This is a genomic window from Leisingera sp. SS27 (assembly GCF_028368855.1).
Taxonomy (GTDB): Bacteria; Pseudomonadota; Alphaproteobacteria; order Rhodobacterales; family Rhodobacteraceae; genus Leisingera.
In genome coordinates, this window is record NZ_JAQNCY010000003.1 from 230,183 (window position 1) to 257,011 (window position 26,829).

The following is a 26,829-nucleotide window of genomic DNA, read 5'->3' on the forward strand; positions in this document are numbered from 1 at the left end:
CCCCGCGAGAAATCACAGCAGCGACAGGAACGCCCGGATATCTTCCTCCGGCACCGACCAGTCGCAGACAAACCGGGCCGTGACCATCTCATGCTCCGGCCCCTGCAGCAGCCCGTCCCACAGGTGATAGATCGCACCTGCGGCGAACAGCCCTTGATGCTTGCGGCGGGGCAGGGCGGCAAAGATCATGTTGGCCTGGGCGGGATGGGTGAAATGCGCGCCCGCCGCCTCCAGCCCCTCGGCCAGCAGCGCTGTTTTCGCGTTGGCCGCGCGGGCATTCTCCAGCCACAGATCGTCGCTCAGATAGGCCAGCATCTGCGCCGACAGATAGCGGTGCTTGGAAAACAGATGCGCGCCGCGCTTGCGGCGGTACTCGAACTCCTGCGCGTGGCGGGGATCAAAGAAGATCACCGCCTCCACCCCCATGCAGCCGTTCTTGGTGCCGCCGAACGAGATCGCATCAACACCGGCTTTCCAGGTCATCTCTGCAGGCGTGCAGCCCAGCGACACCAGCGCATTGGTAAACCGCGCGCCGTCCATATGCACCGGCAGCCCGTATTCCTTGGCCGCTCCGCAGATGGCCTGCAGCTCCGCAAGGCTGTAGACGGTGCCGAATTCCGTCACCTGCGTCAGCGACACCGGCCCCCGCTGCGGCCCGTGCACGCCGCGGGTTTCCTCACCCTCGATGGCAGCGCGCAAGCCTTCGGAGGTCATCTTGTCGGCCTCGGTCACCAGCGTCAGCTTGGCGCCCCCGGTGTAGAACTCCGGCGCGTTGCATTCGTCCATGTTGATATGGGCAGGTTTGGTGCAGAACACCGTCTGCCAGGGCTGCGCCAGGGTCGACAGTGCCAGCACATTGGCGGCGGTGCCGGTGGCCACCAGATAAACAGCCGCCTCCGGCGCCTCGAAAATCCCCCGGATCCGCTCTGTCACCTCGGCCATTTCCGCGTCCGCGCCATAGCCCATGGCATAGCCCTGGTTGGCCCGCGCCAGCGCGTCGAGGATCTGCTGCGGCACCGGGCCGGAGTTGTCAGAGGCGAAATGCATCAGCGAAGTCCCTTGGTCAGCCAGTGGTATTGCCTAGCAGTAGGCAGTTCCGGCGCCGGTGCCAAGGCCGTTCCGGGCAGCCGCCGGCTCAAAACAGCTGCGCAAACAACAGCCCCAGCCCAATGCCGGAAATGGTTCCCGCCGTCGCCCATATCATCAGCTGCTTGCCAAGGCGGTACTGATGCCAGGCCTTGATTTCACTGGCTTGCTTGCTGCTCAGACCCAGGGTCGAAAGGAACTCCCGGGCTTTGTAGGTCTCTCTTTCGCTGAAATAGGTGCCGTGCTCGAATGGCATCTGCCGCCCTCCTCATTGGGAAACCTTTTGGGATTCCCTCATCATGGCGGCGGGGTTGCACGCAATGCAGCCTTAAATTGCATTCCTGTTTAATAGCGGCATACCTTGCGCAGGCAGCAGGCTCAGCCGGTCGGCTCTTCAATGATGTGGTCTTCCCACTCATCCTCGGCGATCTCAAACTCCGACACCGTCCAGCCGCGCACTGAAACGCCAGCCTCATGCACGCTTTCCGGCGTTCCGGTCAGCAGCGGGTGCCATTCCGGCAGCGGTTTGCCCTGCCACAACAGGCGGTAGGCGCAGGTTTCCGGCATCCAATAGGCGTGGGTGTCCAGGTTCTCAGGCTTCAGCACGATGCACTCGGGGATGAACTGATGGCGGATCGGATACTGGGCGCAGCGGCAGGTCGCGTCATCCAGCAGGCGGCAGGCCACCCGCGTCAGGGCAACCTCGCCGGTCTCCTCATCCTCCAGCTTGTTCAGGCAGCATTTGCCGCAGCCGTCGCACAGCGCTTCCCATTCCTTCTGGTTCAGGTCCTTCAGCGGCTTCTTCTCCCAGAAGCGCTGGCCCAGGCCGGAGCGGTCGATCACGTCTTTTGCAGGTTTCATAGCGCCGCCAGAATGTCACGCGCCTCGGCGCAATCCGCGTCCATCTGCGCGATCAGCGTGTCCAGCCCGTCGAACTTCATCTCCGGCCGCAAAAAGGCGACCAGCCCCACCGACAGCGTCGCGCCGTAAAGATCGCCGGAGAAATCAAACACGAATGTCTCGATATTCGGGACCACGCCCCCGAACATCGGCCGCACCCCGACAGAGGCGGCACCGCGGTAACTGCCCTTATGCGGCCCGTCCAGGACATCGACCAGCACTGCATAGACGCCAAAGCACGGCTGATGCAGCCCGTCGATCGACATGTTGGCTGTCGGGAAGCCCAGCTCCCGCCCGCGCTGCTCGCCGCCGATCACGGTGCCCTCGATCCGGTGCCAATGGCCCAGCATCTCCTTGGCATCGGCAGGCCGCCCTTCGCTCAGCGCATTGCGGATCGCGGTGGAGGACACCGCGTGTTCGGAATATTCCATCAGGGGCGCAATCGTTACGCCAAACCCGTACTGTTCGCCAAAGCGCTGCAGGTCTTCGGCATTGCCCGCGCGCCCCTTGCCGAAACAGAAATCGGCACCCACCACCACATGCGCCAGCCCCAGCCCTTCAGAGATCACGTCGCGGGCAAACTCCTCCGGCGTCAGGCTCGACAGCGCGGTGTTGAAGTTCAGCTCATAAAGCCGCTCCACCCCCAGCTTCTCCAGCCGGTGAGCGCGGGTCTCGGCGCGCATCAGCCGGAACGGCGGCGCATCGGGGGCAAAATACTCGCGCGGGTGCGGCTCAAACGTCATCACCCCCAAGGGCGCCCCCGGGGCGGCCTTGCGGGCCAGCTCGATCACCGACTGATGGCCCAGATGCACGCCGTCGAAATTGCCGATGGCAACGGTGGCGCCCCGGTCCTGGTGTTCGACGAATTCATAATCTCTGACGATACGCATGGCGCATCCGTACCTGCACCGCGGCGGCGGTTCAAGCGGCCAGTGCGGGAGGGGGAGAGAGCCGGGAGGGCGCCTGCACGCGGGGTGGCGTTGCAACGGCTATGCATGGCAGTTTATCCCTGCAACGTCCGTACAACTCATCATGGGACTACTGCACTTGCCAAAGCGCCAGCCCGGTGGGGCGGGCAGGCGCTCGCCCGGCGGCGCTGCGCGCCTTGATTCCGGGCGGGATGGCCTACCCTCACTGGGGCGTTGCGCCCCCACCGTACGCCCCCTTCACGCAACCCTCACGTGTAAATGCCAAACTGCCTCCTGATCGCGATCCCCCGCCATGGCTCTGCGCATGGGCCATGATACGAGGCGCAGGCATCTATGGGCTGCCTGCGCGACACCCCGGAGACCGGCCCTGATAAAAAGGGGGTCGTCCAAGCGAACTTGTCCGAGCAGGCCCCCGGCGGGGTCTGTCCACCTCCACCCGGCGGCGCCGCCCCCTTAATTGGGCTTCAGCGCATAAACGGAAACAAAATGGCCGGAACGAAACAGACCGGCAAAGAAAAACCGCCAAGGGCAAAGGCCCCCGGTGGCTGAAACGGCTGCGTGCGGAAAATTCAGTCGAACTTGCGCGAGGGCGCCATCACCATGGCCTCGCCCACCAGCACCTTCTTGCCATCCACGATGCAGCGGCAGTCCAGCTTGACCCGGCGCTTGTCGATCACGATGTCGGTCACCTCGACCTCCGCCAGCACCAGATCACCCGGGCGCACCGGTGCCAGGAACTTGAGCGACTGGCTCATGTAGATGGTGCCATGGCCCGGCAGCTGCTCGCCAATGACGGCAGAGATCAGCCCAGCGGTCAGCATCCCATGCGCAATCCGGCCTTCAAAGATGGTGTCCTGGGCATAATCGTCGTCCAGATGCACCGGGTTGCGGTCAGTCGACACCTGGGCGAATTTCTCGATGTCCTCATCGGTGATGACTTTGCGCAGGTAACGCACCATGCCCATCTCGATGTCCTCGATGCAGATGGTTCCGCGCGGCATGTTGTCCAACATTTCATCCTCCGTTCGCCCGGTCCTGCACGTGTTGCTTGACCGTTCGGCGTTGTAACTTTTGCGCGCCACCATGGCCGCTTGCGCAACTTTATTACTTTGCAACTGCAGAAAATCAAGCGATTCTTGAAAAGAATGGCCGCCTGGACCGGCCCGCAGCCGCTGCTGTTGAAAACGCACAGGTTTTGCCCCAGCCTTTGCGGGGAGTGGAGGAGGCGCGGAATGGTGATTTTCAGATGTGCCGTTGCGGCGGCGGCAATGGCGGCCTGCACAACCGCTCAGGCGCGGGAGCAGGTTGCAATCGAGCTTGTGCTCGCGGTTGACACCTCTGTCAGCGTGAGCGCTGAGGAGTACCGCTTGCAGATGTCGGGTATTGCCGAGGCCTTCAGAACGCCCGAAATTGCCGGCATCATCCAGAGGCAGCCCAACGGAGTCGCCGTGACGCTGGTTCACTGGAGTGTCGGAAGCCTCAACCGCCAGGCGGTGGGCTGGCGGCATTTGCACGGCCTGGAAAGCATTCTGGCGTTTTCCCGGCTGGTGGATCAGGCGCCCCGCTCCAGCACGGGCCGCGGCACCTCGATCGCCTATGCCATCGACTATGCAACCAGGCTCATCGAAACCAACGGCTTTGACGGCACGGCGCGCAAAATTGACATTTCGGGAGACGCAAGGAACAACTCGGGGCCTTCGCCCGCCTATTTCCGGGACAAGGCGGTTGCGCTGGGCATTACCATCAACGGCCTGGTGATCCCGGATGGCGACCGGGAACTGGTGAGTTATTACCGGTACCTGGTCACCGGCGGCGATGGCTCCTTTGTCATGACGGCAAGCCGCGGCGAGGATTTCGCGGCGGCAATGCAGCGCAAGCTGTCCCGGGAGCTGGACCTGTTCCTCTCGATGAACACAGCCGAGTAAGGGCGGGGCATCCTGCCCCTGCCGCGTTCCCCCGGGTCTCCTGTCCCGGCACAGCTGGCTGTTTTACCGCAAGAAACCGATGGCATAGCTCGGTGCGGACTGCTCCTGCGCCAGATAGGCCGCCAGCGCATCTGCATCCGGCTGGACCGATGTCTTTGTTTCTCTGGCCGCAAGCCCGCCGGTGATGAACAGGGAATCGATGCCTTCCCCCATGGCGCCGGCAATATCCGTATGCGGCCCGTCGCCGATCGCCAGGATCTCGGAATCGGCAATCCCCGGCGCCACTTCCCGCAGCCGCAGCCGGGCCAGGTCGTAAATCGGCGGATGCGGCTTGCCGAAATACAGGCTCTCGCCGCCCATCTCCGTGTAAAGCCGCGCCAGCGCGCCCGCGCACCATTCCCGCGTTTCGCCGCGGTCGACAATGATGTCGGGGTTCGCGCACAAGAGCTTCATGCCCATCTGCTTGGCATAGAGGAAATCGGGCCGGTTCACCTCAGGGTCCGCCATCGTGTCGAAGGGCCCGCAGCAAACGATGCCCTCCGCTTCCTTCAGCGGCACCCGGGTGATCTCCACCGGATCATGGATCACGTGCAGGGGCTCAAAAAAGCCCGCATCGCGCTCCCACTCGCCCATGAAATAGACCTTGTTTCCCACCGCACCCGTGAACATCGCCGCCCGCGCGCTGTCGCCCGAGGTGGAGATGGTGTCATAGGCATCATCCGGCACATTGAACTGCCCCAGCTGCGCCGCCACGCCCGCGCGCGGTTTCGGCGAGTTTGTCACCAGCACCACGATGCCGCCTTGTGCGCGGTAGGCCTTCAGCGCCGCCACCGCATCCGGAAAGGCGGTGATGCCGTTGTGCACACAGCCCCACAGGTCCACGAACAGCGCCTTGTAGCGGCTGGAAACTTCGGAGAGGGAGGTGATGATCTGGGTCATGGCCGGGCCTTCGCGCATGTTGCTGTTGCGGCCAGCTATGGCAGAGACCGCAGCATAAGGCCAGCCGCTGGAGGCTGCTCCCTGACAGGACAAACTGCGGCTCTTCCGTTTAGCTACCGTAAAAAATCTGCACCAGCCCTGCTGATTTTTCAAAAAATTAACCCGGGTGATTTTGCCTGCAGAAAACAACCTTGTGGTGAGTTTATCATGTTTCGCAGTCCTTCTATGTTACGCATAACACCCCTGAAACGCCGTCTGATGCTGTCCGGCGTCATTGCAATGTCCTCGGTTCTGATCCTGGCTGCAGTGTCGCTCTTCAGCCTGTGGCAGAGCGAGCTGAACCTGGAAGAGCAGATCAACGTGACCCAGGCGGTCCGGCATGAGCTGACAGCAGACATCGCCCACAGCCACATCAGCGCAGCGGTGGTCTCGGCGGTGGTGCTGGGCCAGGACGGGGCAGAGGACAAGAAGGCGGAGCTTCAGGCCATGATCGAAGAGGAGGCGCAGAAGTTCCGCTCCGAGATGGACGCGCTGCACGCACTGGAACTGCCGGAGCATATCCGCGGCATGGTGTCCTCTCTGCTACCCCTGGTTGACGGCTTCAACAAGACCGGCGCAGAGGTTGCGGCACTGGCCTTTATCAATACGCAGAACGGCACCGATGCGCTGCCTGCCTTCCAATCCTATTCCGCCAATATCTCCGAAAAACTGACCAAGCTGGGCAAGGCGATCAAGGCATCAGCGGCAGAAACCGCGGTAGAGGCGCGGCAGTATAATTATAACCTGCTCTATCTTGTGCTGGGGATTTCGGCGGTTGCGACGCTGGTCATGCTGCACAACTCGCGCAAGGTGACGCAGACCATCACCCTTCCGATCGAAAGGATGCGGGCAGCCCTGCATGAGGTGGCGCAGGGCGACTTCAGCCTCAGGGTTGCGGACCGGATGCGGGCCGATGACTTCGGCGAGATTGCCAAGGACATCGATGCGGTTTCGGGCCGCGTGGTCAAGGCGCTGGAGGAGCAGAACAAGCTGCGCCAAGAGGGCGAGAAGGTGATCGAGCGGCTGCGCCAGGCGCTGCAGCATCTGGCAGCAGGCGACTTCAGCGATCAGATATCCGAGCAATTCGGCGCCGAATACGATCCTCTGCGGGTGAACTACAATGAGACCGTCGATAAGCTGAATGAGCTTCTGTCCCAGGTGGTGCAGGCTGGCGGGCGGCTGCACAGCCAGGCGGACGGCATCCGCACAGCGGCAGAGGATCTGTCGGCGCGCACCGAAAGCCAGGCAGCCACGCTGGAACAGACCGCCGCGGCGCTGGAGCAGATGACGGCCAGCGTCAATTCTGCGGCCCAGAATGCGCAGGAGGTGCAGGGCGCAGTGGAAACCGCCCGCGCCGACGTGGAGCGCAGCGGCGAAGTGGTTGAGGGCGCCATTGCCGCCATGAATGAGATTGAAAACTCTTCCAGCCAGATTGGCCAGATCATCGGCGTCATTGACGATATCGCCTTCCAGACCAACCTCCTGGCGCTGAATGCGGGTGTCGAGGCCGCCCGGGCAGGCGAGGTCGGCCGCGGCTTTGCGGTGGTTGCCTCCGAGGTGCGGGCGCTGGCGCAGCGCTCTTCCGATGCGGCGATGGAAATCAAGACCCTGATCAGCGCCAGCACCGCCCATGTGCAGGACGGTGTCCACAAGGTGGACGGCGCGGGCAAGGCGCTGGAGACCGTGGTCACCCAGGTCAGCCGCATCACCGAGCTGGTGGCCGGCATTTCCCGCCAGTCGGCGGAACAGGCGCAGGGGCTGAACGAGATCAATATCGGCGTGGCCCAGCTGGACACGGTGACCCAGCAGAACGCCTCCATGGTGGAGGAAACCGGATCCGCCATCCGCGCGATGAGCGGCGAGACGGTAGAGCTGAACAGCATGGTTGGCCAGTTCGTGCTGCTGGACAGCGGCGCGGGACCGGCGCCGCAAGAGCAGGCGCAGGCAGAGGCCGCACAGCCGAACCCGCAGACGGACGCGGAGGCCAGGTATTCAGAGGCCATGGCTGGCGCGCTGGAAGAGGACCGCTGGGAGGACTTCGGCGACGAAGGAGACGCCTGGACTGGCGGCGAAGACGCGGAACCGGCCGCCCGCTCCGCCTGACTGGCTGAGCGGGGCAGATTGCCCAGGCGGCGGCCCGGCCGGGGCTGCCGCTTTAGCCGTTACAGGGAAATCAGCCCCTGTTTCAGCGCCAGCGCCAGGGCGTGCTCGCGGGTGGCAGCCCCCAATGTCTTGCGGGCATTGGAAAAATGCAAGGTGACCGCGGCCTCCGACAGGCCTAGTTTTTCGGCGATGCGGGCGGTCATCATGCCTTCGGCCAGCAAGGACAGTACCTCACGCTGGCGCGTGGTCAGCAGCGGCGGGGCCGGGGGGCCGTAGCGCTCACGCGGCGGCGGGGCGTCCTGTTCGATGGTGCTGGCCAAGAGGGCTGAAAACAGCTGCATCTCCAAGGCGCTGTTGGATCTGGCGGTGCGGATGTCCTCGGCGTAGCCAAGCGTGACATATTTTCCCGCTCCGTGCGGCGGGCCGAAACGGGTGCAATGCAGAGTGGCAAAGCCGGCGTCCTTGAGCCCGTGGTTATAGGCCACAGCTTTGCCCGGTACATCCCCGCTCTGCTGCAACGAGCCGCACTCCAGAACCATACTGCCGGGGCGTGCAGCAAGCTCACTGACAAGGGGGTCCACTTCGACATATCCTTCGCACAGGTATTCCTCCATCCAGCTGTCTGGCATGTCGGTGCTGATCCAGCTGATGTCTTTCAATGTGCCGTCTGCCTGGGCAACCAGGATGCTTTTGATGCCCATCCGCTGCGCCACGTCCTGAGCGGCCTGCCAGCGCCAGGCAGGGTCCTGCGGGTGCAACAGCCTGTCCAGCGTATCGATCAACTCGTTCTTCATACCCGCCCCAATCGCAAACCCGCCGCAAATTTTCCGGCCCGGCCGCGAGGGCCCGGCTACCTCTGGGAGAATTCACAGACCTATAAATATCCCTAGGTTGGCCGGCAGGCGGCTTTCACGCAATGTTTTTTCGCGGCCGGACATCTTCCGGGGGGCCGCTGTTTCCGGCGGGTGCGCGTGTGATGAGTGAGTGGTGGCAGCCCCGTTTCGGCTTGGCTTCAGGGGGACTGGGGCCAGACGCGCGCGGGCGCTGGCAGCGCAGCCGCCGGAAACCACCCGGCGGCGGCCGCGCAGGAGCAGATTTCAAGGAGCATTCAGGATGATATCAGTGAAACAGCATTTGGCGGCCGCCGCCGCAGCCTTCGCCCTGGCAGCGGTGCCGGCCAGCGGAGCATGGGCCGGGGCCAAGCCGAAAGGGGCCAAGGCAACGCCGCCGGAGGTGATCATGCAGCTTTATGCCGGCAAAACCTCAAACTGGAGCCGCGGCGGTCATGCCTACTGGGCGCCGGACGGCAGTTTTGAAGGCGTCAACAAAAGCGGCGATGCGGTGGGCATCGGCAAATGGTACGTGACCCGCAAGGGCAAGCTGTGCAACGAAGCCGACTGGCACAAGGCGGTGGATGGCGTGGTAAAGACCGTTTCCAACGAAAGCTGCTGGCAGTTCGTCACCGCACCGGACGGCTCGGTCTGGGAGCGTTACCTGGGCGAGGACGGCAGCTGGTACCGGCACAAGCCGGAAAAGCAGGTCAGCGGCAACAGTCAGAGACGCCTGTTCCGGAAAATCAGCAAGCGCCTGGGGCTGTAACGCGGTCCTGGCCAGCAGGCCGGCGTGGCCCGCGAACCGGAAAGCGGTCCGGGAATTCCCTATTACTCCAAGACCTCCCTCGACAAAAAAAGGCGCCCTGCGGGGCGCCTTTTGCTGTCTGGATCCGCGGTGCGGATCAGACTTTGAGGTTCGGAATGATCTGCTTCTTGCGGGACATGATGCCCGGCAGAACCACGGTGTCGCCGGCGGCATCGGCGCCAAAGGACTTGGCGGCGACGGTTTTCACCAGGTCGTTCGGCACCAGCAGGGTGGCTTGCTCGTTCAGGATGTCGACCACGAACAGCAGCACCTGATCGACGCCATCCTCAGCCGCGACGGAGGTCATCGAGTCCATCAGCGAGGCCTTGCGGTCCAGCACCACGCCCGGTGCGGTGGTTTCCAGAACGGAGACGCGGAACTTGGTGCCGTCGACTTCGTATTCCTTGGAATCCATGCGGATCAGCTCGGCATCGGAGAAGGAGGAGACGTCGGATTTTGCGGCGAACATCTCGGCGGCGTATTCGGAGATGTTGATGCCCAGCTCACCCGCCAGCTTCTCGGCCACGGCCTTGTCATGGGCGGTGGTGGTCGGCGAACGGAATTCCAGCGTGTCGGACAGGATGCAGGTCAGCGCGGCGCCCTTGACCGCCTCGGGCATCTTGGCGGCACCGTCGCCCATCAGGTCGTGCATGATGGTGGCGGTGCAGGCCAGCGGGCGGATGGTGATGTCGATCGGGCCTTTGGTTTCCAGGCCGCCGACCAGCTTGTGGTGGTCGATGATCGCCTGCACATCGGCGCCGTTGATGTTGGCGGGCAGCTCTGCCGGGTTGTTGGTGTCGACGATGACAACCGCCGCATTATCGGCCACGTCGGCGATGATCTCCGGCTTTTCCAGGCCCCAGCGCTGCAGCATGAAGGCGGCTTCGGTGTTCGGCTCGCCCAGCAGCTTGGGGGCCGCGGCCACGCCTTTCACCTCGTTCAGGTACCAGGCCCAGACAATGGGGGAGCCGGTGGAATCGGTGTCGGGGGATTTATGGCCGAAAACTTGGATGGTCATGGGGCTGTCCTGTTGATGCATAAGGTCACAAAGGCGGGATTTGCGCGCCTTATAGGGCTGGCGCGCAGGCTTGTCACCCCGCTGCTGCTGCAATGCGGCGTTGTGTTCAGAGCGAGGATAGGAACAGGATTTAGAACGGCGCGCGTTCGAGCGTGTAGCCCTGTTGCTGCAGGAGATTCAGCACGCCGGTTTCTCCGGGCAGATGCAGTGCGCCTGCGGCCACCACGATGAGGTCGCCTTCTGCGGCTTCGATCACCGGAATCCAGTTGCGGTTACGGTAGTCGATCAGCTCCGTCATGGTGTCCTGCCACAGCGCCTCGCGCTCAGACCGGGTCAGCGCGCCGCTGTTCAGGAAGTCGCGTTCGCTGAGGAAAAGGGCATAAAGCGCCTGCTCGTCGAAATAGGATTCAACCGTGGTGATGAAGCCGTCGGTGCCGCTGCCCAGCATGGCGGTAAAGGCGCGCAGCTGGCGGATCTGCTCTTCCAGCGGGTCGGAGTCCATCATCCGGATGATCGTCATCGGATCCTCCAGCGACTGCACCGGCACGCCTGCGGCCCCGGCCGCCTCGCCAAGGCGCAGATCGAGGCCGCGCTTGATGTCCTTGTCCTGGCGTAGGCAGGGCGGGAAGGCCAGCGACAACGCCAGGAACCAGGGCCGCATCTTGGCGGCCATCCAGGCAGGCATGCCGTGGTTGCGGATGATGGCGGCCAGTTCTTCCCATTCCTGCGGCGGCAGCCGGTCGATCAGGCTGGGGCCTTCGGTGATCAGCATCAGGGAGGGGGTGCGGCCCAGTTCGGCTTCGAAATCCGCCTTGTCGGCGGGGCTGGCCTCCATCAGCAAGAGGTCCGCCTGCTGCACCAGCGGGGCGAGGCGCGCGGTGATCTGCGCCATCCGCGGGTCATTCACATGCAGGGTGCCGATCACATGCAGGGTGCGGCTGCCGCGCCGCGCAATCCAGTGGTTGCCTGCGGCATAGGGCATCGCGCTGATACGGGCCTCAAGCCCGGCGCGCTCCTGCGGTGTCATGGTGGTGCGCAGGTCGGTGCCGGTGCAGGCGGCCCAAAGGGAGGCCGGCAGCAGCAGGAAAAACACGGTCAGAAAGAGGCGCATGAAATATCAGTCCTGAAAGAGTGGAACGGCTTGGCCGGGGGAGCCTACCACGGGGCGCGGGTCAGGCTGAAGCCCCTGGACTGGAGAAGGTTAAGCAGGCCGTTTTTGCCCGGCAGATGCGCCGCGCCGACGGCGACCACAATCCGGTCCTGGCTGGCGGCACCGATCACCTGCATCCAGCGGAGGTTGCGCTGGTCCAGCAGGCGGCGGTTGTATTGCGTCCATAGCCGCTGGGTTTCGGCACGGGAGAAGCTGCTGTACTGGGCGCTGATCCAGGGGGCGAGCACGAAGGAGGTCCAGACGCTCTGGTCGAAATAGGCCTCAACCGGGGTGGCGTCCTCGGGTTTGCCGGACTGGATCAGCTGCAGTTCAAGCTCCAGCATCCGGGCCTGATCCCGCAGCGGCAGGCCGGAGATGGCGGCCAGCGCCTGCTCTGGCGTTTCCAGCGCGCCGAGCGGGATCCGTTTGCGGCGGGCGAAATCGGAGATCCGGTCGTCCAGCCCGCGACGCAGGCCGAAGCCATAGGGGCGGCAGCCGCTTTGCACCACGAACATCGAGATCGCCCAGGGCTGCATCCGGTTCATGGTTTCCAGACTGGCGCCGCTGACCCGGGTGGTCAGCTTGAAGCGCTGCCAGGCTTCGGGCGTCAGCAGATGGCGCAGCTCGCGCCCCTGCGGCAGCAGAAAGCTGCGCGCCATTGCAGGCGGCATCCTGTCCAGCCGCTCCATGTCCTGGTCCGAGGTTTCAAGGTAGATCGCCTGTGCAGACACCAGCGCCGGGCGCAGGGTGCGCATCACCTTGGCCATGCGGGCATCGCCGCCGTGCATGGTGCCGATCACGTGGATGGTGCGGCGGCCCTTGGCGGCGACCCAGTGGTTTCCTTCGGAAAACGGGGTGGCGGCCATTTCGCGGTCCAGCTGCGCCCGGGCGGCGGGCGGCAGGTGGTCGCGGTAGTCGATGCCGCGGCAGGCGGCAAAACCGGCGGTGGCCTGCAGCATCAGCGCAAGTGCCAGTGCAATCCGTTTCATCACGCGCCCTTTCCCCGGGGTTCCGGAACTCTTGGCCTGACTTATGAGCCTAGGGCGGGGCAGGGGGGACGGCAATGCAGAACCCTGCGTTGCCCCGGAAAACCCGGGCGGCGGATTGCCATCGGCGCAGCTTCCTGCCAGTCATGGGGCATGGAACGCGAGGATCAGCTCTATGCGCCGGTGAAGGCGCTGCTGGAGGCCCAGGGCTATGCCGTCAAGGGCGAGGTGGGGGCGGCCGATGTGGTGGCTGTGCGCGGCGCGGAGCCGCCGGTGATTGTCGAGCTGAAGCTGAAGTTCTCGCTGTCGCTGTTTCATCAGGCCATCGCCCGGCTGGCCATTACCGACCATGTCTATATCGCGGTGCCGCGGCCCGGCGGGCGGCAGGCGCGGCGGATGATGAAGGACAATCTGGCGATGTGCCGGCGGCTCGGGCTGGGGCTGATCACGGTCCTGGCGGACGGGCGGGCAGAGGTGCATTGCGATCCCGGCCCTTATGCCCCGCGCAAGTTGAAGAAAAAGCAGGCACGGCTGCTGCGGGAGTTTCAGACCTTGCGCGGCGATCCCAATGCGGGCGGCGCCACACGGCACGGCATTGTCACCGCCTACCGCCAGGACGCGCTGGCCTGCGCGGCGCATCTGGCCGGGGCCGGCGCCTGCAAAGGGGCCGCGGTTGCCAAGGCCACCGGCGTTGCACGCGCCACCCAGCTGATGGCCAGGAACCACTACGGCTGGTTCGAGCGTGTGGAGACCGGCATTTACCAGCTGACGGATGCGGGCCGCGCGGGTCTGGTGCATTGGGCGGAGAGCTGGGAGGAACAGGGCGGCTCCGGTCCGGAGTTGTCCTGAGGCTCTGGTTTTTGTCATAAAAACAATAACTTGTTTGCGTCTGATCTGAAGCTGTCAACGGCGCGGAAAATCCTGCAATTTTTCTTTCACGAAGATGTTGACTCGGCCCGGATCGATGCCTAGCTTCCCCTCGTTAGCACTCAGCCCTATTGAGTGATAACGGCCCCGCCGGGGAGGCGGAGGTCCAACTGATAACAACCTTTGAGCCTTTTTAAGGAGCTGCAAAGATGGCATTGAAACCGCTGCATGACCGTGTGCTGGTGCGCCGCACCGAAAGCGAAGAAAAAACCGCGGGCGGCCTGATCATCCCCGATTCCGCCAAGGAAAAGCCGAGCGAAGGCCAAGTCGTCGCCACCGGCGAAGGCGCCCGTAAGGACAGCGGCGAGCTGATCGCAATGGCTGTGAAAGCCGGCGACAAGATCCTGTTCGGCAAGTGGTCCGGCACCGAAGTGACCGTCGACGGCGAAGAGCTGCTGATGATGAAGGAAAGCGACATCATGGGCATCATCGAGTAAGACCCCGGGATTTTCCCACGTCTTCTCTGATCCCACAATCGCTGAAACACACAGAATTTCTCTAGGAGAGTGAAAAATGGCTGCTAAGGACGTCAAATTCGACACCGATGCCCGCAACCGCATGCTGAAAGGCGTCAACATTCTGGCCGACGCCGTGAAAGTGACCCTGGGCCCCAAAGGCCGCAACGTGGTTCTGGACAAATCCTTCGGCGCACCGCGCATCACCAAGGACGGCGTGTCCGTGGCGAAGGAAATCGAACTGGAAGACAAGTTCGAGAACATGGGCGCCCAGATGGTGAAGGAAGTTGCTTCCCGCACCAACGACGAAGCCGGTGACGGCACCACCACCGCAACCGTTCTGGCCCAGGCGATCGTCAAAGAAGGCCTGAAGCAGGTTGCAGCCGGCCTGAACCCGATGGACCTGAAGCGCGGCATCGACCTGGCAACCGCCAAAGTCGTGCAGGGCATCAAGGACATGGCCCGCGAAGTGAAAGACTCCGACGAGGTTGCGCAGGTTGGCACCATCTCCGCCAACGGCGAAGCTGAAATCGGCCGCCAGATCGCTGACGCGATGCAGAAAGTCGGCAACGAAGGCGTCATCACCGTCGAAGAGAACAAAGGCATGGAAACCGAGACCGACGTGGTCGAGGGCATGCAGTTCGACCGCGGCTACCTGAGCCCCTACTTCGTTACCAACCCCGACAAGATGGTCGCGGATCTGGAAGACTGCATGATCCTGCTGCACGAGAAGAAACTGTCTTCGCTGCAGCCGATGGTTCCGCTGCTGGAGCAGGTGATCCAGTCGCAGAAGCCGCTGCTGATCATCGCTGAGGACGTCGAAGGCGAAGCGCTGGCAACCCTGGTTGTCAACAAGCTGCGCGGCGGCCTGAAAATCGCAGCCGTCAAGGCACCGGGCTTCGGCGACCGCCGCAAGGCCATGCTGCAGGACATCGCGATCCTGACCGGCGGCCAGGTGATCTCCGAAGATCTGGGCATGAAGCTCGAGTCCGTCACCATGGACATGCTGGGCACCGCGAAGAAGGTCTCCATCACCAAAGATGAAACCACCATCGTCGACGGCGCTGGCGAGAAGGCCGAGATCGAAGCACGTGTTGCCCAGATCCGCACCCAGATCGAAGAGACCACCTCTGACTACGACCGCGAGAAGCTGCAGGAACGCGTTGCCAAACTGGCAGGCGGCGTTGCCGTGATCCGCGTCGGCGGCATGACCGAAGTGGAAGTGAAAGAGCGCAAGGACCGTGTGGACGATGCGCTGAACGCGACCCGCGCTGCTGTGCAGGAAGGCGTGATCGTCGGCGGCGGTGTTGCCCTGGTGCAGGCCGGCAAAGGCCTGGAAGGCCTGGAAGGCGCCAACGCTGACCAGAACGCAGGCATCAACATCGTCCGCAAGGCCATCGAAGCGCCGCTGCGCCAGATTGCCGAGAACGCAGGCGTCGACGGTGCCGTGGTTGCAGGCAAGATCCGCGAATCCGCGGACAGCGCCTTTGGCTACAACGCGCAGACCGGCGAATATGGCGACATGTTCTCCTTCGGCGTGATCGACCCGGCCAAGGTGACCCGCACCGCGCTGGAAGACGCGTCCTCGGTTGCTGGCCTGCTGATCACCACCGAAGCCATGGTTGCTGACAAGCCCGCCAAAGAAGGCGCAGGCGCAGGCGGCGGCATGCCCGACATGGGCGGCATGGGCGGCATGGGCGGCATGATGTAATCATCAGCCATCCATCCGGATGACTTTGGGGGCTGCCTTCGGGCGGCCCCTTTTCGTTTTCAGGGGAGAAGAAGGCCCGCCTTGCGGGCCTGCCTCCGGCGGGAGTATTTGTGCAAAGGTGAATGCGGGAGGTTTAGAATGGTTGTTGGGCCGGATTTTTCGAGCAGCGTTAAGGAAGAGCATTTTGACGAGGTAGAGGCGCTTTTGCTTGCCGCCTTTCCCACCGATGCCGAAGCGCGGCTGGTGCGGCAGTTGCGGGCGGACGGAGATATGCTGGCCGAGTTTCAGAAGCCCTGGGACGGCAGGATCGGCGGCTATTACGCGCTGAGCCGGATGCAGGCGCCGGCGGGGTGGGCCTGTCTGGCACCGATGGCGGTGCGGCCCGAATGGCAGGGCGGCCGGCTGGCGGAGCGCAATCCGAATATGGAGGCCGGCGGGCCTGAGGATGAGTCCAATCGCAGGCCGTGGCGGTTCGGTACCCGGATGCTGCGGGAACTGGCGCAGTGCTATGAGATGCCGGCGGAGGCGTTTGAAGGGCAGCTTCCCGAAACCATCGTCGTTCTGGGAAAGCCCTCTTTCTACGGCCGCTACGGCTTCAGCCTGGAGCGGGCGCAGAAGCTCAAGAGCCCCTATCCGCTGGAATACACGCTGATCCTGCGCCGCGGCGATGATGTGCCGGAGGCGGAGCTGATCTATCCGCGGGCGTTTTCCGGCGGCAGCTGACACGAAGATTTCAGTGGCCGGGCGTGAGGGAGCGGGCTAGCTTTTTGAGAGACGCGCAACAGGAAAGGCTCCGGCACATGGCGACACCGGCAAGACCGATGCTGGCCCGTCTTTTGCTGGCCTTGGCTGTTGCAGGCTGTGCGGTTTCCCCGGTGGACCGGCTGGCCAAGCCGCCGAACCTCTATGTGACAGGGCGCAATTATCAGGCCGAGGAGGTGCCTGAGGCGCAGCGCTCGGTGGCGCCGCGGCTTCTCTATGTCACCAACCGCTCGCAGCAGGTGAACGGCGACGGGTCCGTGACCTATCTGGCGGAACGGTCGGATTCCATGGCTTTTGGTGTGGCCCAGGTTCAGTTCACGAGGGTGCAGGACTGGCCGGAACTGGTGGCCCTGACCCATGCCGATGGAAAGGGGCGGCTGCCGCGGCTGAAGGTGGCGGGCTACCGGGATAACATCCGATTCTCCAAAACACCGCTGCCTGCCGAACGGCGCGGCGGCCGTGTGGTGACCGAGGCGCAGGCTGAACAGGATTATGCGGCCTACGCAGCAGCCTTCCGTAAAGCGGTGGCGGCTGAGATCCGGCGGGCCGGGTCGGGGCGCATTCTGCTGTTTGTGCACGGGTTCAACAATGATTTCGATGAAGCCCTGACCACCCTGGCCAACATCTGGCATTACGCAGGCCGGCGTTCTGTTCCGATGGCGTTTTCCTGGCCCGCCGGAACGTCCGGCCTGTTCAAATACTTCCGCGACCGGGAGGCGGGGGATTTCTCGGTCTTCCATCTGAAGGAGACACTTGATCTGCTGGCGTCAGTGCCGGAGGTGGAGGACATCGATATCGTTGCGCATTCGCGGGGCGCTGATGTGGCCGCAACGGCGCTGCGGGAGCTGGTGATCCGCGAACGGGGGCGGGGGATCCGGCCGAAGATTTCGCTGAAAACCGGCACCCTGGTTCTGGCGGCGCCGGATCTGGATGTCGGCATTGTGCGCCAGCGGCTGATTTCCGAGCGGGTCTTTGCCGCCTTTGAGCAGGTCAATGTCTATATCAACCGTGATGACCAGGCGCTGGCCTTTGCCTCGATCCTGACACAGGAGGCGCGGTTCGGGCGTCTGGATGCCACCGATTTCGCGCCGGGCGAACTGGCCTCATTGAAGAAGGTCGGGCTGGTCCATTTCATCCGGGTCGAGGGCGCGGGCGGGGCCGGGCATTCTTATTTCCGCGACAACCCCGGTGCGATGTCGGACATTGCCCTGGCACTGCGGACACGGGCATTTCCGGGCGGAACATTGCGCCCGCTGGACCTGGATCACGACAATATCTGGACCCTGCACCCCAACTACCCCCTGGAACGGCTGCCGGATCTGGAACTGGATTTTGTGCAGGAGCGCCGCTGATTGAGAGCAGGCCGGGGCCCGAAAAATTCACTGGCGGGCGTTGCCATTACGCGGTAGCTGCCTTCCTATGCGCCTGTTTCTTCTCGTCTCTCTCACCATGGCAGCCTTTGCCGCGAACTCCATTCTCAGCCGGCTGGCGATCGGGGCCGGGCATATGGATGCGGGCAGCTTTGGCCTGCTGCGGCTGGCTTCAGGGGCGGCCATGCTGGTAATTCTGTGCCGGATGCAGGGGCTGGCGGTGCGGCAGGATTTGCGGGCGAGCCTGCAGGGCGGGGCGGCGCTGACACTTTATATCGCGGGGTTTTCGCTGGCCTATCAGCAGCTTGATGCAGGCCTTGGCGCGCTGGTGCTGTTCGGGGTGGTGCAGGTCACGATGTTCTTGTGGGGCGCGCTGCGCGGCACGCCTGTCAGCGGCGGCCAGGTGGCGGGTGCGCTGCTGGCCTTTCTGGGGCTTGCCTATGTGGTCTGGCCCGATGGCTCTGGCACGGCGCCCCTGGGGGCGTCGCTGCTGATGGCGGCGGCGGGGCTGGGATGGGGGATCTACAGCATATTGGGGCGCGGCGCGGCGCAGCCGCTGGCGGCGACGGCGGTGAATTTCCTGTGGTCCACGGCGATGTTCCTGCCGGTTGCCCTGTGGCTGGGCGGCGGCACGGTAAGCCTTTATGGCGCAGTGCTGGCGGCGCTGTCAGGCGCGGTGACCTCCGGCATCGGCTACGCGCTGTGGTACCGGCTGCTGCCGCAGATCCTGCCGGCAGTGGCCGCCACCGTGCAGCTGAGCGTGCCGGTGATCGCGATCCTGGCCGGGGCGGCGCTGCTGGGTGAGGCGATCGGCTTGCGGCTGGTCTTTGGCAGCGCGGCGGTCCTGGGCGGCATCGCGCTGGTGGTGCTGCGGGCGCCTGCACACAAAGCTTTGGCGGCGAAGTAGGAACCGGGGGCTTCCCTGTGCCGCCGCTTGCGCTTATCTGGGCGTCATGCGTGATGTTCTGAAATCCCTGTTGACCGCTGCTGCGGTGCTGCTGCCGCTGCCTGCGGCGGCTGATTGCGTGATCCTGCTGCACGGGCTGGCGCGTTCAGAGACCTCCTTTGCGGTGATGGAGGAGGTGCTGCAATCGCGCGGGTTTGACGTGGTGCGGCCCGGCTATGCCTCTACCGAACAGCCGGTTGAAGTGCTGGCAGAGCAGACCTTGCCTGCGGCTTTTGCAGACTGCGGCGGGCAGAGAACCCATGTTGTGACCCACTCGATGGGGGGCATTCTGCTGCGCCACTGGCTGCGGGGCAACTGGCCGGAAAACCTGGGCCGCGTGGTGATGATGGGACCGCCCAATCAGGGCAGCGAGCTGGTGGATGAACTGGGCGATTGGGAGGTTTTCGGCTATCTGAACGGCCCCGCCGGGCTGCAGCTGGGAACCGGAGAGGACAGCCTGCCGAAGCAATTGCCGGAGGTGGGGTTCGAGCTGGGGGTGATTGCCGGCAGCGAGACACTGAACCCGGTGTTCTCCGCGCTGATCCCCGGTGCAGATGACGGCAAGGTGTCGGTGGAGAGCACCAAGGTTGCGGGCATGGCGGCGCATCTGACGTTGCCGGTCACCCATACCTACATGATGAACAACCCGCAGGTGATGGCGCAGGCGCTGCATTTCCTGGAGGAGGGGAGGTTTGAGCCCGGCCTGGGCTGGCTGGCGGCAGTGGAAGAAATCATTGGCGAGGCCTGCCAGCTGAATGGCGGCTGTGAAGAGGCGGAACAATGACGTTGGAACTGACGCTGCAGGGCGGCGATGTGCTGCGTCCCGGCGGGCTGGAAACAGCTGGTGAGATCGCCATCGCGGGTGGTCTTGTGGCGGATGCGCCTGCCGGGCGGGTTGTGGATCTGTCAGGCTATCTGGTGCTGCCGGGGATCGTGGACGCCCATGGCGACGGGTTTGAGCGCCACCTGGCGCCGCGCCGGGGCGCTATGAAGCAGATGGCCGAAGGCGTGGTCGCTGCCGAGGCGGAGCTGGCCGCCAACGGGATCACCACCGCGGTGCTGGCGCAGTTCTATTCCTGGGAGGGCGGCCTGCGCGGCCCTGAGTTTGCGGCGCAGGTGTTTGAGGGCATCCAGGCGGTGCGCGGCTCTGTCGTGACCGATCTGATGCCGCAGCTGCGGTTCGAGATCCACATGCTTGAGGATTACGCCGGGCTGGCTGCGAAGGTGGCAGGCTGGCAGGTGCCTTATGTGGTGTTCAACGACCACCTGCCGCATGAGCGGCTGGCGCAAGGCAAGAAGCCGCCGCGGCTGACCGGCCAGGCGCTGAAGGCGGGGCGCAACCCGGAGGTGCACTGGCAGATGCTGAAGGACATGCATGCGCGCCGGGATGAGGTGCCGGGCCGATTGGACGCGCTCTGTGCGGAGCTGGCGGAGATGGGCATGCGCCTCGGCAGCCATGATGACCAGACGGCTGAAGACCGCGCGATCTGGCGCGAACGGGGTGCGCGGATTTCCGAATTCCCCGAGACGCTGGAGGCGGCGGAGGCCGCGTGTGCCGGTGGCGATCCGGCGATCCTCGGCTCACCCAACGTGGTGCGGGGCGGCTCGCACAAGGGCAATGCCTCCGCCGTGGAGCTGATTGCCATGGGGCTGTGTGACGCGCTCGCCTCGGATTACCACTACCCCAGCCCGCGCCGTGCGGCGCTGATGCTGGAACGCACTGGCCTGCTGGATCTGGCAGGCGCCTGGCGGCTGGTCTCGGAAGGGCCTGCGCAGCTGTTGGGCCTCACCGACCGCGGCACGCTGGAAGCGGGGAAGCGCGCCGATATCGTGGTGCTGGACAAGCAGACCCAGCGGGTTGCGGCGACAATTGCCGGCGGGCGCATCAGCTATATGGCCGGGGATGTGGCGGGGCGTTTCATCGCCTGAGGGGGGGGGGCGCCGCGCATCAGGCCGGATGGCCCTCTTTGCGGCGCGTGAAACCGGCGGGGCCGCTTTCACTGCCATCTCATATCCAGGCCGGCCGCTTCTTTCTGGTCAGAAGTACCCCGGGGGTCTGGGGGCAGCGCCCCCAGCCTTAGCTCTGCGGTTTCTGCACCCGGTTCACATGGCCCATCTTGCGGCCCGGTTTGGCCTCTTCCTTGCCGTAGAGGTGGAGGGCGCAGTCCGCCTCTTTCGCCAGTTCGGGGATGCGGTCCACGTCGTCGCCGATCAGGTTTTCCATCACCACGTCCGAATGCCGCTGGCCGTCGCCCAAAGGCCATCCGGCAACCGCGCGGATGTGCTGTTCGAACTGGTCGACGGTGCAGCCGTTCTGGGTCCAATGGCCGGAGTTGTGGACGCGCGGGGCGATCTCGTTGACGATCAGGCCTTGGGGTGTGACGAAAAGCTCGACACCCAGAACGCCGACATAATCCAGCGCATTCAGGATCTTGCCCGCCATCAGTACCGCGTCCATGCGCTGGCCTGTGCTCAGTTTGGCAGGCACGGTGGTGGTGTGCAGGATGCCATCGCGGTGGATGTTCTCGCCGGGGTCGAAACAGGCAATCTCGCCAGTTGTGCCGCGGGCAGCAATGACCGAGACCTCGTGGCTGAAATTGACAAAGCCTTCGAGGATCGAGGGCGCGCCTGCCATGGCGGCGAGCGCTTCGCCCGCGTCGTCAGCCGCTTTGATGCGGGCCTGGCCCTTGCCGTCATAGCCGAAGCGGCGGGTTTTCAGGATCGACGGCGCGCCGATCTCTGCCAGGGCGGCATCCAGGCTGGCCTGGTCGGTGATGTCGGCAAAGGGCGCGGTCTGCAGGCCGAGGTCCTGCAGGAAGGTCTTTTCCGTCAGCCGGTCCTGGCTGATCCGCAGCGCCTCGCGGCCCGGGCGGATCGGCTTTTGCGATTCCAGCAGGTCCAGCGCGGAGGTCGGGATGTTCTCGAACTCATAGGTGATCACATCGACCGAGGCGGCAAAGGCGGCCAGCGCCTCGGCATCCTCGTAGCCTGCGGTGGTCACGCGGTCTGCGACATGGCCCGCGGGCGGGTTGGCGCCGGGTTCAAAGATATGGGTCTTGAAGCCGAGGCGGGAGGCCGCAACCGAGAGCATCCGGCCGAGCTGGCCGCCGCCGAGGATGCCGATAGTGGCGCCCGGTTTCAAAGCCTGCGCGAGGGGATCAGTCATCGGAAGGTTCCTCGGGGATGGAGGCAGAAAGGGCGTCGCGCCAATCGTCCAGCCGCTGGGCCAGCGCGGGATCTTGCAGCGCCAGGATGCCCGCGGCCATCAGGCCTGCGTTGGCGGCGCCGGCGGAGCCGATCGCCATGGTGGCAACCGGGAAGCCCTTGGGCATCTGCACGATGGAATAGAGCGAGTCGACGCCGGACAGGGCGCGGGTCTGGACCGGGACGCCGACCACCGGCACCCTAGTCTTGGAGGCGACCATTCCGGGCAGGTGGGCGGCCCCGCCGGCGCCTGCGATGATCACCTGCAGGCCGCGGTCCGCCGCGGATTTGCCGTAGCTCCACAGCCGGTCCGGAGTGCGGTGGGCGGAGACGATCTTGGCCTCGTATTCAACGCCCAGTTCATCGAGGATATTGGCGGCTTCCTTCATGGTGGGCCAGTCGGATTGGCTGCCCATGATGATGCCCACTTTGATGTCACCCATGGATGGTGGCTCCTGTCGCGGCTTGTGGAGCGCGCACTATAGGGAAAGTTGCGGTTTTCGCAATGCGGGCCGGGCGGGAAAACCGCGGGATTTGCCCTGTTTTGCGGGGTTTGGCGCTATGCCGCAGGGGATTGGAGGCGGTGGCTCCCGCCCGCGCGGGGATGCAGGCAAGGTGCACCGCCCCCGCGGTTGGGCGTGGCGCCGCGCCCAGGCGCGGCGCGGGCGCATGCGGCGGGGCTTGCGGGATACTGGGAAGCGGGGCAGGGTGACGGCTGGATCAGGGAGGAGGTCAAGATGCTGGAACTGCGGCCCAATTGCGAGCTGTGCGACAGGGATCTGCCGCCCGATGCGGCGGATGCGCGGATCTGCAGCTATGAGTGCACCTATTGCGCGGACTGTGTGGAGCGGGAGCTGCACAATGTCTGCCCGACCTGCGGCGGCGGTTTTACGCCGCGGCCGGTCCGGCCCAGGCGGGCCTGGCGGGACACACTGAAGCTGGGGCTGGAAAACCATCCGCCGTCAACCCGGCGGGTGCATTCGAAGTTCAGCCGCGAGGATATCGCCGCGCATGTGGACCGCATCCGGCATCTGAAGCCTGAGGAGCGGTGAGCAGGGCCGCTTGCGCGGCCCTGACTCTTTTCAGGATCAGTCCCGCTGCGGCGGCAGGATCAGGTTCAGAAGCAGGCCCGCAACGCCGGAGAGGCCGATGCCTGCGAGGGTGAAGCCTTCGCCGAATTGCAGCGTGAGACCGCCGAGGCCGATGATCAGCACGGTGGAGATGATCACCATATTGCGGGCCTCAGACAGCGCCTCGCCCAGTTTGGCGAGCACCGACAGGCCGACCACGGTGACCATGCCGAACAGAAGGATCATGATGCCGCCCATCACCGGCATCGGGATGGTCGAGAGCGCGCCGGAGAGCTTGCCCGCAAAGGAGAGCGCGATGGCAAAGAGTGCGGCCCAGGTCATAATCGCCGGGTTGAAGGCGCGGGTCAGGGTGACGGCGCCGGTGACCTCGGAATAGGTGGTGTTGGGCGGGCCGCCCAGAAGGCCCGCGGCGGCGGTGGCGAGGCCGTCGCCCAGCATGGTGTTCTGGATGCCGGGTTTCTCCATGTAGTCGCGCTTGGTCACGCTGGAGATCGCCATGATGTCGCCGAAGTGCTCAATCGCGGGAGCAATGGCGACCGGCAGGATGAACAGGATGGCGGCGAGGTTGAACTCGGGCGCGACAAAGCCCGGCACCTTGAACCAAGGGGCATCCGCCAGCGGGGCGGTGTTGACCAGTGTCTCGCCAGAGACGGCGCCGATCACCAGCGCGGCGATGTAGCCCGCGGCAACGCCTGCCAGGATTGGCACCACCCGCATGATGCCGCGGCCCAGGATCGCAGTCAGCATGGTGGCCCCCAGCGAGATGGCAGCGAGCAGCAGGGCGGTGTTGCGCGGCATCACCTGGGTGTCGCCCGCCAGGCCGGTGGCCATGTTGACCGCAACCGGCGCCAGCGACAGGCCGATCACCATGATGACGGGGCCGACCACGACCGGCGGCAGCAGCCGGTGCAGGAAGCCTGCGCCAAAGGCGCGGATGGCAAAGGAGAGCGCGACATACAAGAGGCCCGCCGCGGCGAGGCCGCCGGTGGTGGCGGCCATGCCCCAGGTCTGCACGCCGTAGATGATCGGCGCGATGAAGGCGAAGGAGGACGCGAGGAACACCGGCACCTGGCCGCGGGTGACGATCTGGAAGATCAGCGTTCCAAGCCCAGCGGTAAACAGCGCGACGCTGGGGTCAAGGCCTGTCAGCAGCGGCACCAGCACCAGCGCGCCGAAGGCGACAAACAGCATCTGGGCGCCGATGAGGGCTTGTTTCGGGGTCAACTTATAGTCGGTGCTCTGGCTGGGAGGCGCAGAAGTGGGGTCGCTTGCGGAGGTCATTTTCGTTCTTTTCCCGGATCCTTGAAGTCTTTTTGCGGCAAGCTGATGCAGGTGCCGCGGGCAAAATTGTGCTGCTCCTAAACGGAAAATCCCGCTTTGACCATCCGGTCAGAAGGAGAAACCGCAGGCGCTGGACAGGGTGTCGCAACAGGGGCGGGCGGATGCCGGTTTTCTGCAAGCTGACGGCACGCGCACAGGGGTTTATCCTTGAGCAAAGCCACTGACGGAACATGCGCCATGAGCCACGACAGCGACCCGCTCCTCCAGCCCCTGCAGCTGCGCCATCTGACCCTGCGCAACCGGATCATGAGCACGGCGCATGCGCCCTCGTTCCAGGAGGGCGGCCATCCGCGCGACCGCTACCGGCTGTACCATGAGGAGAAGGCGCGGGGCGGCATTGCGCTGACGATGATCGGCGGGTCGACCAATATCGCGCCGGACAGCCCGTCGGTGTTCGGGCAGCTGTATGCGGGCGATGACAGCATCATCCCGTGGTTTCAGCGGCTTACGGACGGGGTGCGCAAGCACGGCGCGGCGGTGATGTGCCAGATCACCCATATGGGCCGGCGCACCGCCTGGGACGACGGGCACTGGCTGCCGGTGCTGGGGCCGTCGGGGCGGCGGGAACGGGCGCACCGGGCATTTCCCAAGGTGATGGAACAGGAGGATATCTCCCGCGTTATCAAGGATTTCGCCGCTGCTGCTGAACGCTGCCGGCAGGGCGGGTTCGACGGGATTGAGCTGCTGTCGCACTCGCATCTCTTGGGGCAGTTTCTGTCGCCGCTGGTGAACAATCGCGAGGATGACTACGGCGGGTCTTTCGACAACCGGCTGCGGCTGACGCTGCAGGTGCTGGAGGCGGTGCGCGCGGCGGTGGGGCCGGATCTGATCCTGGGGATGCGGGTCACGGGGGATGAGCTGGCGGAGGGCGGGCTGAGCGCCGCAGACTGCATCGAGGCCGCGCAGAAGATTGCCGCCACTGGCGCGGTGGACTTCCTGAACGTGCTGGCGGGGGCGCCGTATGACGATCTGGGACTGGCCGGCTGGGTGGCGCCGATGGGCATGCCCGCGGCGCCGGATCTGAATGTGGCGGGCGCGATCCGCGCGGCGGTGGATCTGCCGGTGTTCCATGCGGGCGGGGTGGCGGATATTGCCACCGCCCGCCATGCCATCCGCGAAGGCCAGGCCGACATGATCGGCATGACCCGTGCCCATATGGCCGACCCCTATCTGGTGGCCAAGCTGCAGCGCGGCGAAGAGGAGCGCATCCGCCCCTGCGTGGCGCTGGGCTATTGCGTGGACCGGGTCAATCAGGGCAAGCCCGCGGTTTGCGGCCATAACGCGGCGACGGGGCGCGAGGCAGTCATGCCGCATGTGATTTCCCCCGCGGAGGTGCGGCGCAAGGTGGTGGTGACCGGCGGCGGCCCGGCGGGGCTGGAAGCCGCGCGGGTGGCGGCGGAACGCGGCCATGATGTGGTGCTGTTTGAGGCCAGCGGCCGTCTGGGCGGGCAGATCGCCTTGGCGGCCAAGGGCATGACACGGCGGCAGATCTGGGGCGTGGCGGATTGGCTGATCTCAGAGGTGGAGCGGCTGGGTGTGGACGTGCGCCTCAATACTTACGCCGAGGCGGAGGATGTGCTGGCGGAAAGCCCGGACGCCGTGATCGTGGCGACCGGCGGCTGGCCGGAGACTTTGAACATTCCGGGCGGGCATCTGGTGGTGTCCAGCTGGGAGGTGCTGGGCGGCGAGGCGCGGGTTTCGGGTGAGGTTTTGCTGCTGGATGAGGTTGGCGACCACGCGGCGCTGGTCTGTGCAGATGTGATGGCGCGGATGGGCTGTGCGGTCACGCTGGCAACGCCGGACCGTATGGCGGGGCATGATCTGGGGCCGACGAACTCTGCCGTGGTCCTGCGCGATCTGGCGCGGCAGGGGGTGGTGTTCGAGAGTCTGCTGGGGCCGGTGTCGGTGGCCGCCGAAGGCAACCGCAAACGGGTCACCCTGCGGCATGTGCTGACCGGGGAGGTTACCTGCCGGGTGGTGGACCACGCTGTTTCGGAGCATGGCGTCACCCCGGCTGAGGATCTGTATCACACATTAAAGCCCAATTCGCGCAATCTGGGGCAGCTGGATCATCAGGAGATGATTGCAGGCCGCAGCCCTTATGCGGAGGTGAACCCGGCGGGGGCATACTGGCTGGCCCGCGCAGGCGATGCAGTGGCGGGGCGCAATATCCATGCGGCCATCTATGATGCGCTGCGGCTCTGCAAGGACCTCTGACGCCTGCCGCATAGAACGCCCGCAGCGCGCCGTCAGGCGCGCTGCCAGGCCCAACGCCGTTGCGGCGCAGCTGGCTGCGCCGCGCGGAGGGG

At 64.9% G+C, this 26,829-nt stretch carries 26 protein-coding genes; 13 read left to right on the forward strand and 13 right to left on the reverse strand.

Annotation, left to right across the window (positions count from 1 at the left end; translation table 11 throughout):
• Window positions 1-12: 12 nt before the first annotated feature.
• The 5 genes from N6L27_RS09060 to N6L27_RS09080 all read right to left on the reverse strand — a co-directional run bounded on the left by N6L27_RS09060 (window position 13) and on the right by N6L27_RS09080 (window position 3,928).
• Window positions 13-1,047, reverse strand: a complete 1,035-nt coding sequence (locus N6L27_RS09060; protein WP_271906923.1) for a threonine aldolase family protein — start codon at window positions 1,045-1,047, stop codon at window positions 13-15.
• Window positions 1,048-1,135: 88 nt separating this feature from the next.
• Window positions 1,136-1,342: a hypothetical protein gene (locus N6L27_RS09065; RefSeq protein WP_271906924.1), complete on the reverse strand. Its 207-nt coding sequence runs from the start codon at window positions 1,340-1,342 to the stop codon at window positions 1,136-1,138.
• A 122-nt stretch (window positions 1,343-1,464) separates the two neighbouring features.
• Window positions 1,465-1,947, reverse strand: a complete 483-nt coding sequence (locus N6L27_RS09070; protein WP_271906925.1) for a YcgN family cysteine cluster protein — start codon at window positions 1,945-1,947, stop codon at window positions 1,465-1,467.
• Window positions 1,944-2,876 carry a bifunctional riboflavin kinase/FAD synthetase gene (locus N6L27_RS09075; protein ID WP_271906926.1) on the reverse strand — a complete coding sequence of 311 codons (933 nt, stop codon included), beginning with the start codon at window positions 2,874-2,876 and terminating at the stop codon, window positions 1,944-1,946. Before N6L27_RS09075 ends, N6L27_RS09070 begins: the two co-directional genes overlap by 4 nt.
• Window positions 2,877-3,484: 608 nt before the next feature.
• Complete coding sequence (locus N6L27_RS09080; RefSeq protein ID WP_019298602.1) at window positions 3,485-3,928, reverse strand: MaoC family dehydratase; 444 nt, start codon at window positions 3,926-3,928, stop codon at window positions 3,485-3,487.
• A gap of 219 nt (window positions 3,929-4,147) precedes the next feature.
• Between N6L27_RS09080 and N6L27_RS09085 the strand changes: the two genes are divergently transcribed.
• Complete coding sequence (locus N6L27_RS09085; protein ID WP_271906927.1) at window positions 4,148-4,840, forward strand: DUF1194 domain-containing protein; 693 nt, start codon at window positions 4,148-4,150, stop codon at window positions 4,838-4,840.
• 63 nt (window positions 4,841-4,903) lie between these two features.
• Here N6L27_RS09085 and N6L27_RS09090 read toward each other — a convergent pair whose 3' ends face one another.
• Window positions 4,904-5,779: a TIGR01459 family HAD-type hydrolase gene (locus N6L27_RS09090; protein WP_271906928.1), complete on the reverse strand. Its 876-nt coding sequence runs from the start codon at window positions 5,777-5,779 to the stop codon at window positions 4,904-4,906.
• Between the two features lie 225 nt (window positions 5,780-6,004).
• Between N6L27_RS09090 and N6L27_RS09095 the strand changes: the two genes are divergently transcribed.
• Window positions 6,005-7,921, forward strand: coding sequence for a methyl-accepting chemotaxis protein (locus tag N6L27_RS09095; protein ID WP_271906929.1), 1,917 nt, complete (start codon window positions 6,005-6,007; stop codon window positions 7,919-7,921).
• Window positions 7,922-7,980: 59 nt separating this feature from the next.
• Here the strand turns inward: N6L27_RS09095 and N6L27_RS09100 are convergent, their stop codons facing one another.
• Window positions 7,981-8,715, reverse strand: coding sequence for a helix-turn-helix transcriptional regulator (locus N6L27_RS09100; RefSeq protein ID WP_271906930.1), 735 nt, complete (start codon window positions 8,713-8,715; stop codon window positions 7,981-7,983).
• A 319-nt stretch (window positions 8,716-9,034) separates the two neighbouring features.
• Between N6L27_RS09100 and N6L27_RS09105 the strand changes: the two genes are divergently transcribed.
• On the forward strand, window positions 9,035-9,520 hold the full coding sequence (locus N6L27_RS09105; protein ID WP_271906931.1) for a DUF995 domain-containing protein: 486 nt from the start codon (window positions 9,035-9,037) through the stop codon (window positions 9,518-9,520).
• A 136-nt stretch (window positions 9,521-9,656) separates the two neighbouring features.
• Here N6L27_RS09105 and N6L27_RS09110 read toward each other — a convergent pair whose 3' ends face one another.
• The 3 genes from N6L27_RS09110 to N6L27_RS09120 form a co-directional block, all read right to left on the reverse strand.
• On the reverse strand, window positions 9,657-10,577 hold the full coding sequence (locus N6L27_RS09110) for a manganese-dependent inorganic pyrophosphatase (RefSeq protein ID WP_271906932.1): 921 nt from the start codon (window positions 10,575-10,577) through the stop codon (window positions 9,657-9,659).
• Window positions 10,578-10,707: 130 nt separating this feature from the next.
• Window positions 10,708-11,688, reverse strand: a complete 981-nt coding sequence (locus N6L27_RS09115) for a TraB/GumN family protein (RefSeq protein ID WP_271906933.1) — start codon at window positions 11,686-11,688, stop codon at window positions 10,708-10,710.
• Between the two features lie 44 nt (window positions 11,689-11,732).
• Entirely contained in the window at window positions 11,733-12,716 is a 984-nt protein-coding gene (locus N6L27_RS09120) for a TraB/GumN family protein (RefSeq protein ID WP_271906934.1), read from the reverse strand.
• Between the two features lie 150 nt (window positions 12,717-12,866).
• On the opposite strand from N6L27_RS09120, the gene N6L27_RS09125 reads away from it, so the two are divergent.
• The 8 genes from N6L27_RS09125 (at window position 12,867) to N6L27_RS09160 (ending at window position 20,813) form a co-directional block, all read left to right on the forward strand.
• Window positions 12,867-13,562: a DUF2161 domain-containing phosphodiesterase gene (locus N6L27_RS09125; RefSeq protein WP_271906935.1), complete on the forward strand. Its 696-nt coding sequence runs from the start codon at window positions 12,867-12,869 to the stop codon at window positions 13,560-13,562.
• Window positions 13,563-13,789: 227 nt separating this feature from the next.
• Window positions 13,790-14,077 (forward strand): co-chaperone GroES, encoded by a 288-nt coding sequence (groES, locus tag N6L27_RS09130; RefSeq protein WP_039185788.1) that lies wholly within the window; start codon window positions 13,790-13,792, stop codon window positions 14,075-14,077.
• Between the two features lie 76 nt (window positions 14,078-14,153).
• Complete coding sequence (groL, locus tag N6L27_RS09135; protein ID WP_271906936.1) at window positions 14,154-15,806, forward strand: chaperonin GroEL; 1,653 nt, start codon at window positions 14,154-14,156, stop codon at window positions 15,804-15,806.
• 138 nt (window positions 15,807-15,944) lie between these two features.
• Window positions 15,945-16,529 carry a GNAT family N-acetyltransferase gene (locus N6L27_RS09140; protein WP_271906937.1) on the forward strand — a complete coding sequence of 195 codons (585 nt, stop codon included), beginning with the start codon at window positions 15,945-15,947 and terminating at the stop codon, window positions 16,527-16,529.
• A 77-nt stretch (window positions 16,530-16,606) separates the two neighbouring features.
• Window positions 16,607-17,920 (forward strand): alpha/beta hydrolase, encoded by a 1,314-nt coding sequence (locus N6L27_RS09145; RefSeq protein ID WP_271906938.1) that lies wholly within the window; start codon window positions 16,607-16,609, stop codon window positions 17,918-17,920.
• Window positions 17,921-17,987: 67 nt separating this feature from the next.
• Complete coding sequence (locus N6L27_RS09150) at window positions 17,988-18,845, forward strand: DMT family transporter (protein ID WP_271906939.1); 858 nt, start codon at window positions 17,988-17,990, stop codon at window positions 18,843-18,845.
• 46 nt (window positions 18,846-18,891) lie between these two features.
• The gene (locus N6L27_RS09155) at window positions 18,892-19,668 is read left to right on the forward strand and encodes an alpha/beta fold hydrolase (RefSeq protein ID WP_271906940.1); all 777 of its coding nucleotides are present in this window, start codon (window positions 18,892-18,894) and stop codon (window positions 19,666-19,668) included.
• Window positions 19,665-20,813 (forward strand): alpha-D-ribose 1-methylphosphonate 5-triphosphate diphosphatase, encoded by a 1,149-nt coding sequence (locus N6L27_RS09160; RefSeq protein ID WP_271906941.1) that lies wholly within the window; start codon window positions 19,665-19,667, stop codon window positions 20,811-20,813. The genes N6L27_RS09155 and N6L27_RS09160 overlap by 4 nt, the downstream gene beginning before the upstream one ends.
• Window positions 20,814-20,961: 148 nt before the next feature.
• Here the strand turns inward: N6L27_RS09160 and N6L27_RS09165 are convergent, their stop codons facing one another.
• Together N6L27_RS09165 and purE are read right to left on the reverse strand one after the other, a co-directional pair.
• Window positions 20,962-22,050, reverse strand: coding sequence for a 5-(carboxyamino)imidazole ribonucleotide synthase (locus N6L27_RS09165; protein ID WP_271906942.1), 1,089 nt, complete (start codon window positions 22,048-22,050; stop codon window positions 20,962-20,964).
• Entirely contained in the window at window positions 22,043-22,531 is a 489-nt protein-coding gene (gene purE / locus N6L27_RS09170; protein ID WP_271906943.1) for a 5-(carboxyamino)imidazole ribonucleotide mutase, read from the reverse strand. Before purE ends, N6L27_RS09165 begins: the two co-directional genes overlap by 8 nt.
• 294 nt (window positions 22,532-22,825) lie before the next feature.
• Between purE and N6L27_RS09175 the strand changes: the two genes are divergently transcribed.
• Window positions 22,826-23,140 carry a DUF1272 domain-containing protein gene (locus N6L27_RS09175; protein ID WP_271906944.1) on the forward strand — a complete coding sequence of 105 codons (315 nt, stop codon included), beginning with the start codon at window positions 22,826-22,828 and terminating at the stop codon, window positions 23,138-23,140.
• A gap of 36 nt (window positions 23,141-23,176) precedes the next feature.
• Here the strand turns inward: N6L27_RS09175 and N6L27_RS09180 are convergent, their stop codons facing one another.
• Complete coding sequence (locus N6L27_RS09180; protein ID WP_271906945.1) at window positions 23,177-24,460, reverse strand: uracil-xanthine permease family protein; 1,284 nt, start codon at window positions 24,458-24,460, stop codon at window positions 23,177-23,179.
• Window positions 24,461-24,697: 237 nt separating this feature from the next.
• Between N6L27_RS09180 and N6L27_RS09185 the strand changes: the two genes are divergently transcribed.
• Complete coding sequence (locus N6L27_RS09185) at window positions 24,698-26,737, forward strand: NADH:flavin oxidoreductase (RefSeq protein ID WP_271906946.1); 2,040 nt, start codon at window positions 24,698-24,700, stop codon at window positions 26,735-26,737.
• The last annotated feature ends 92 nt before the right edge of the window (window positions 26,738-26,829 follow it).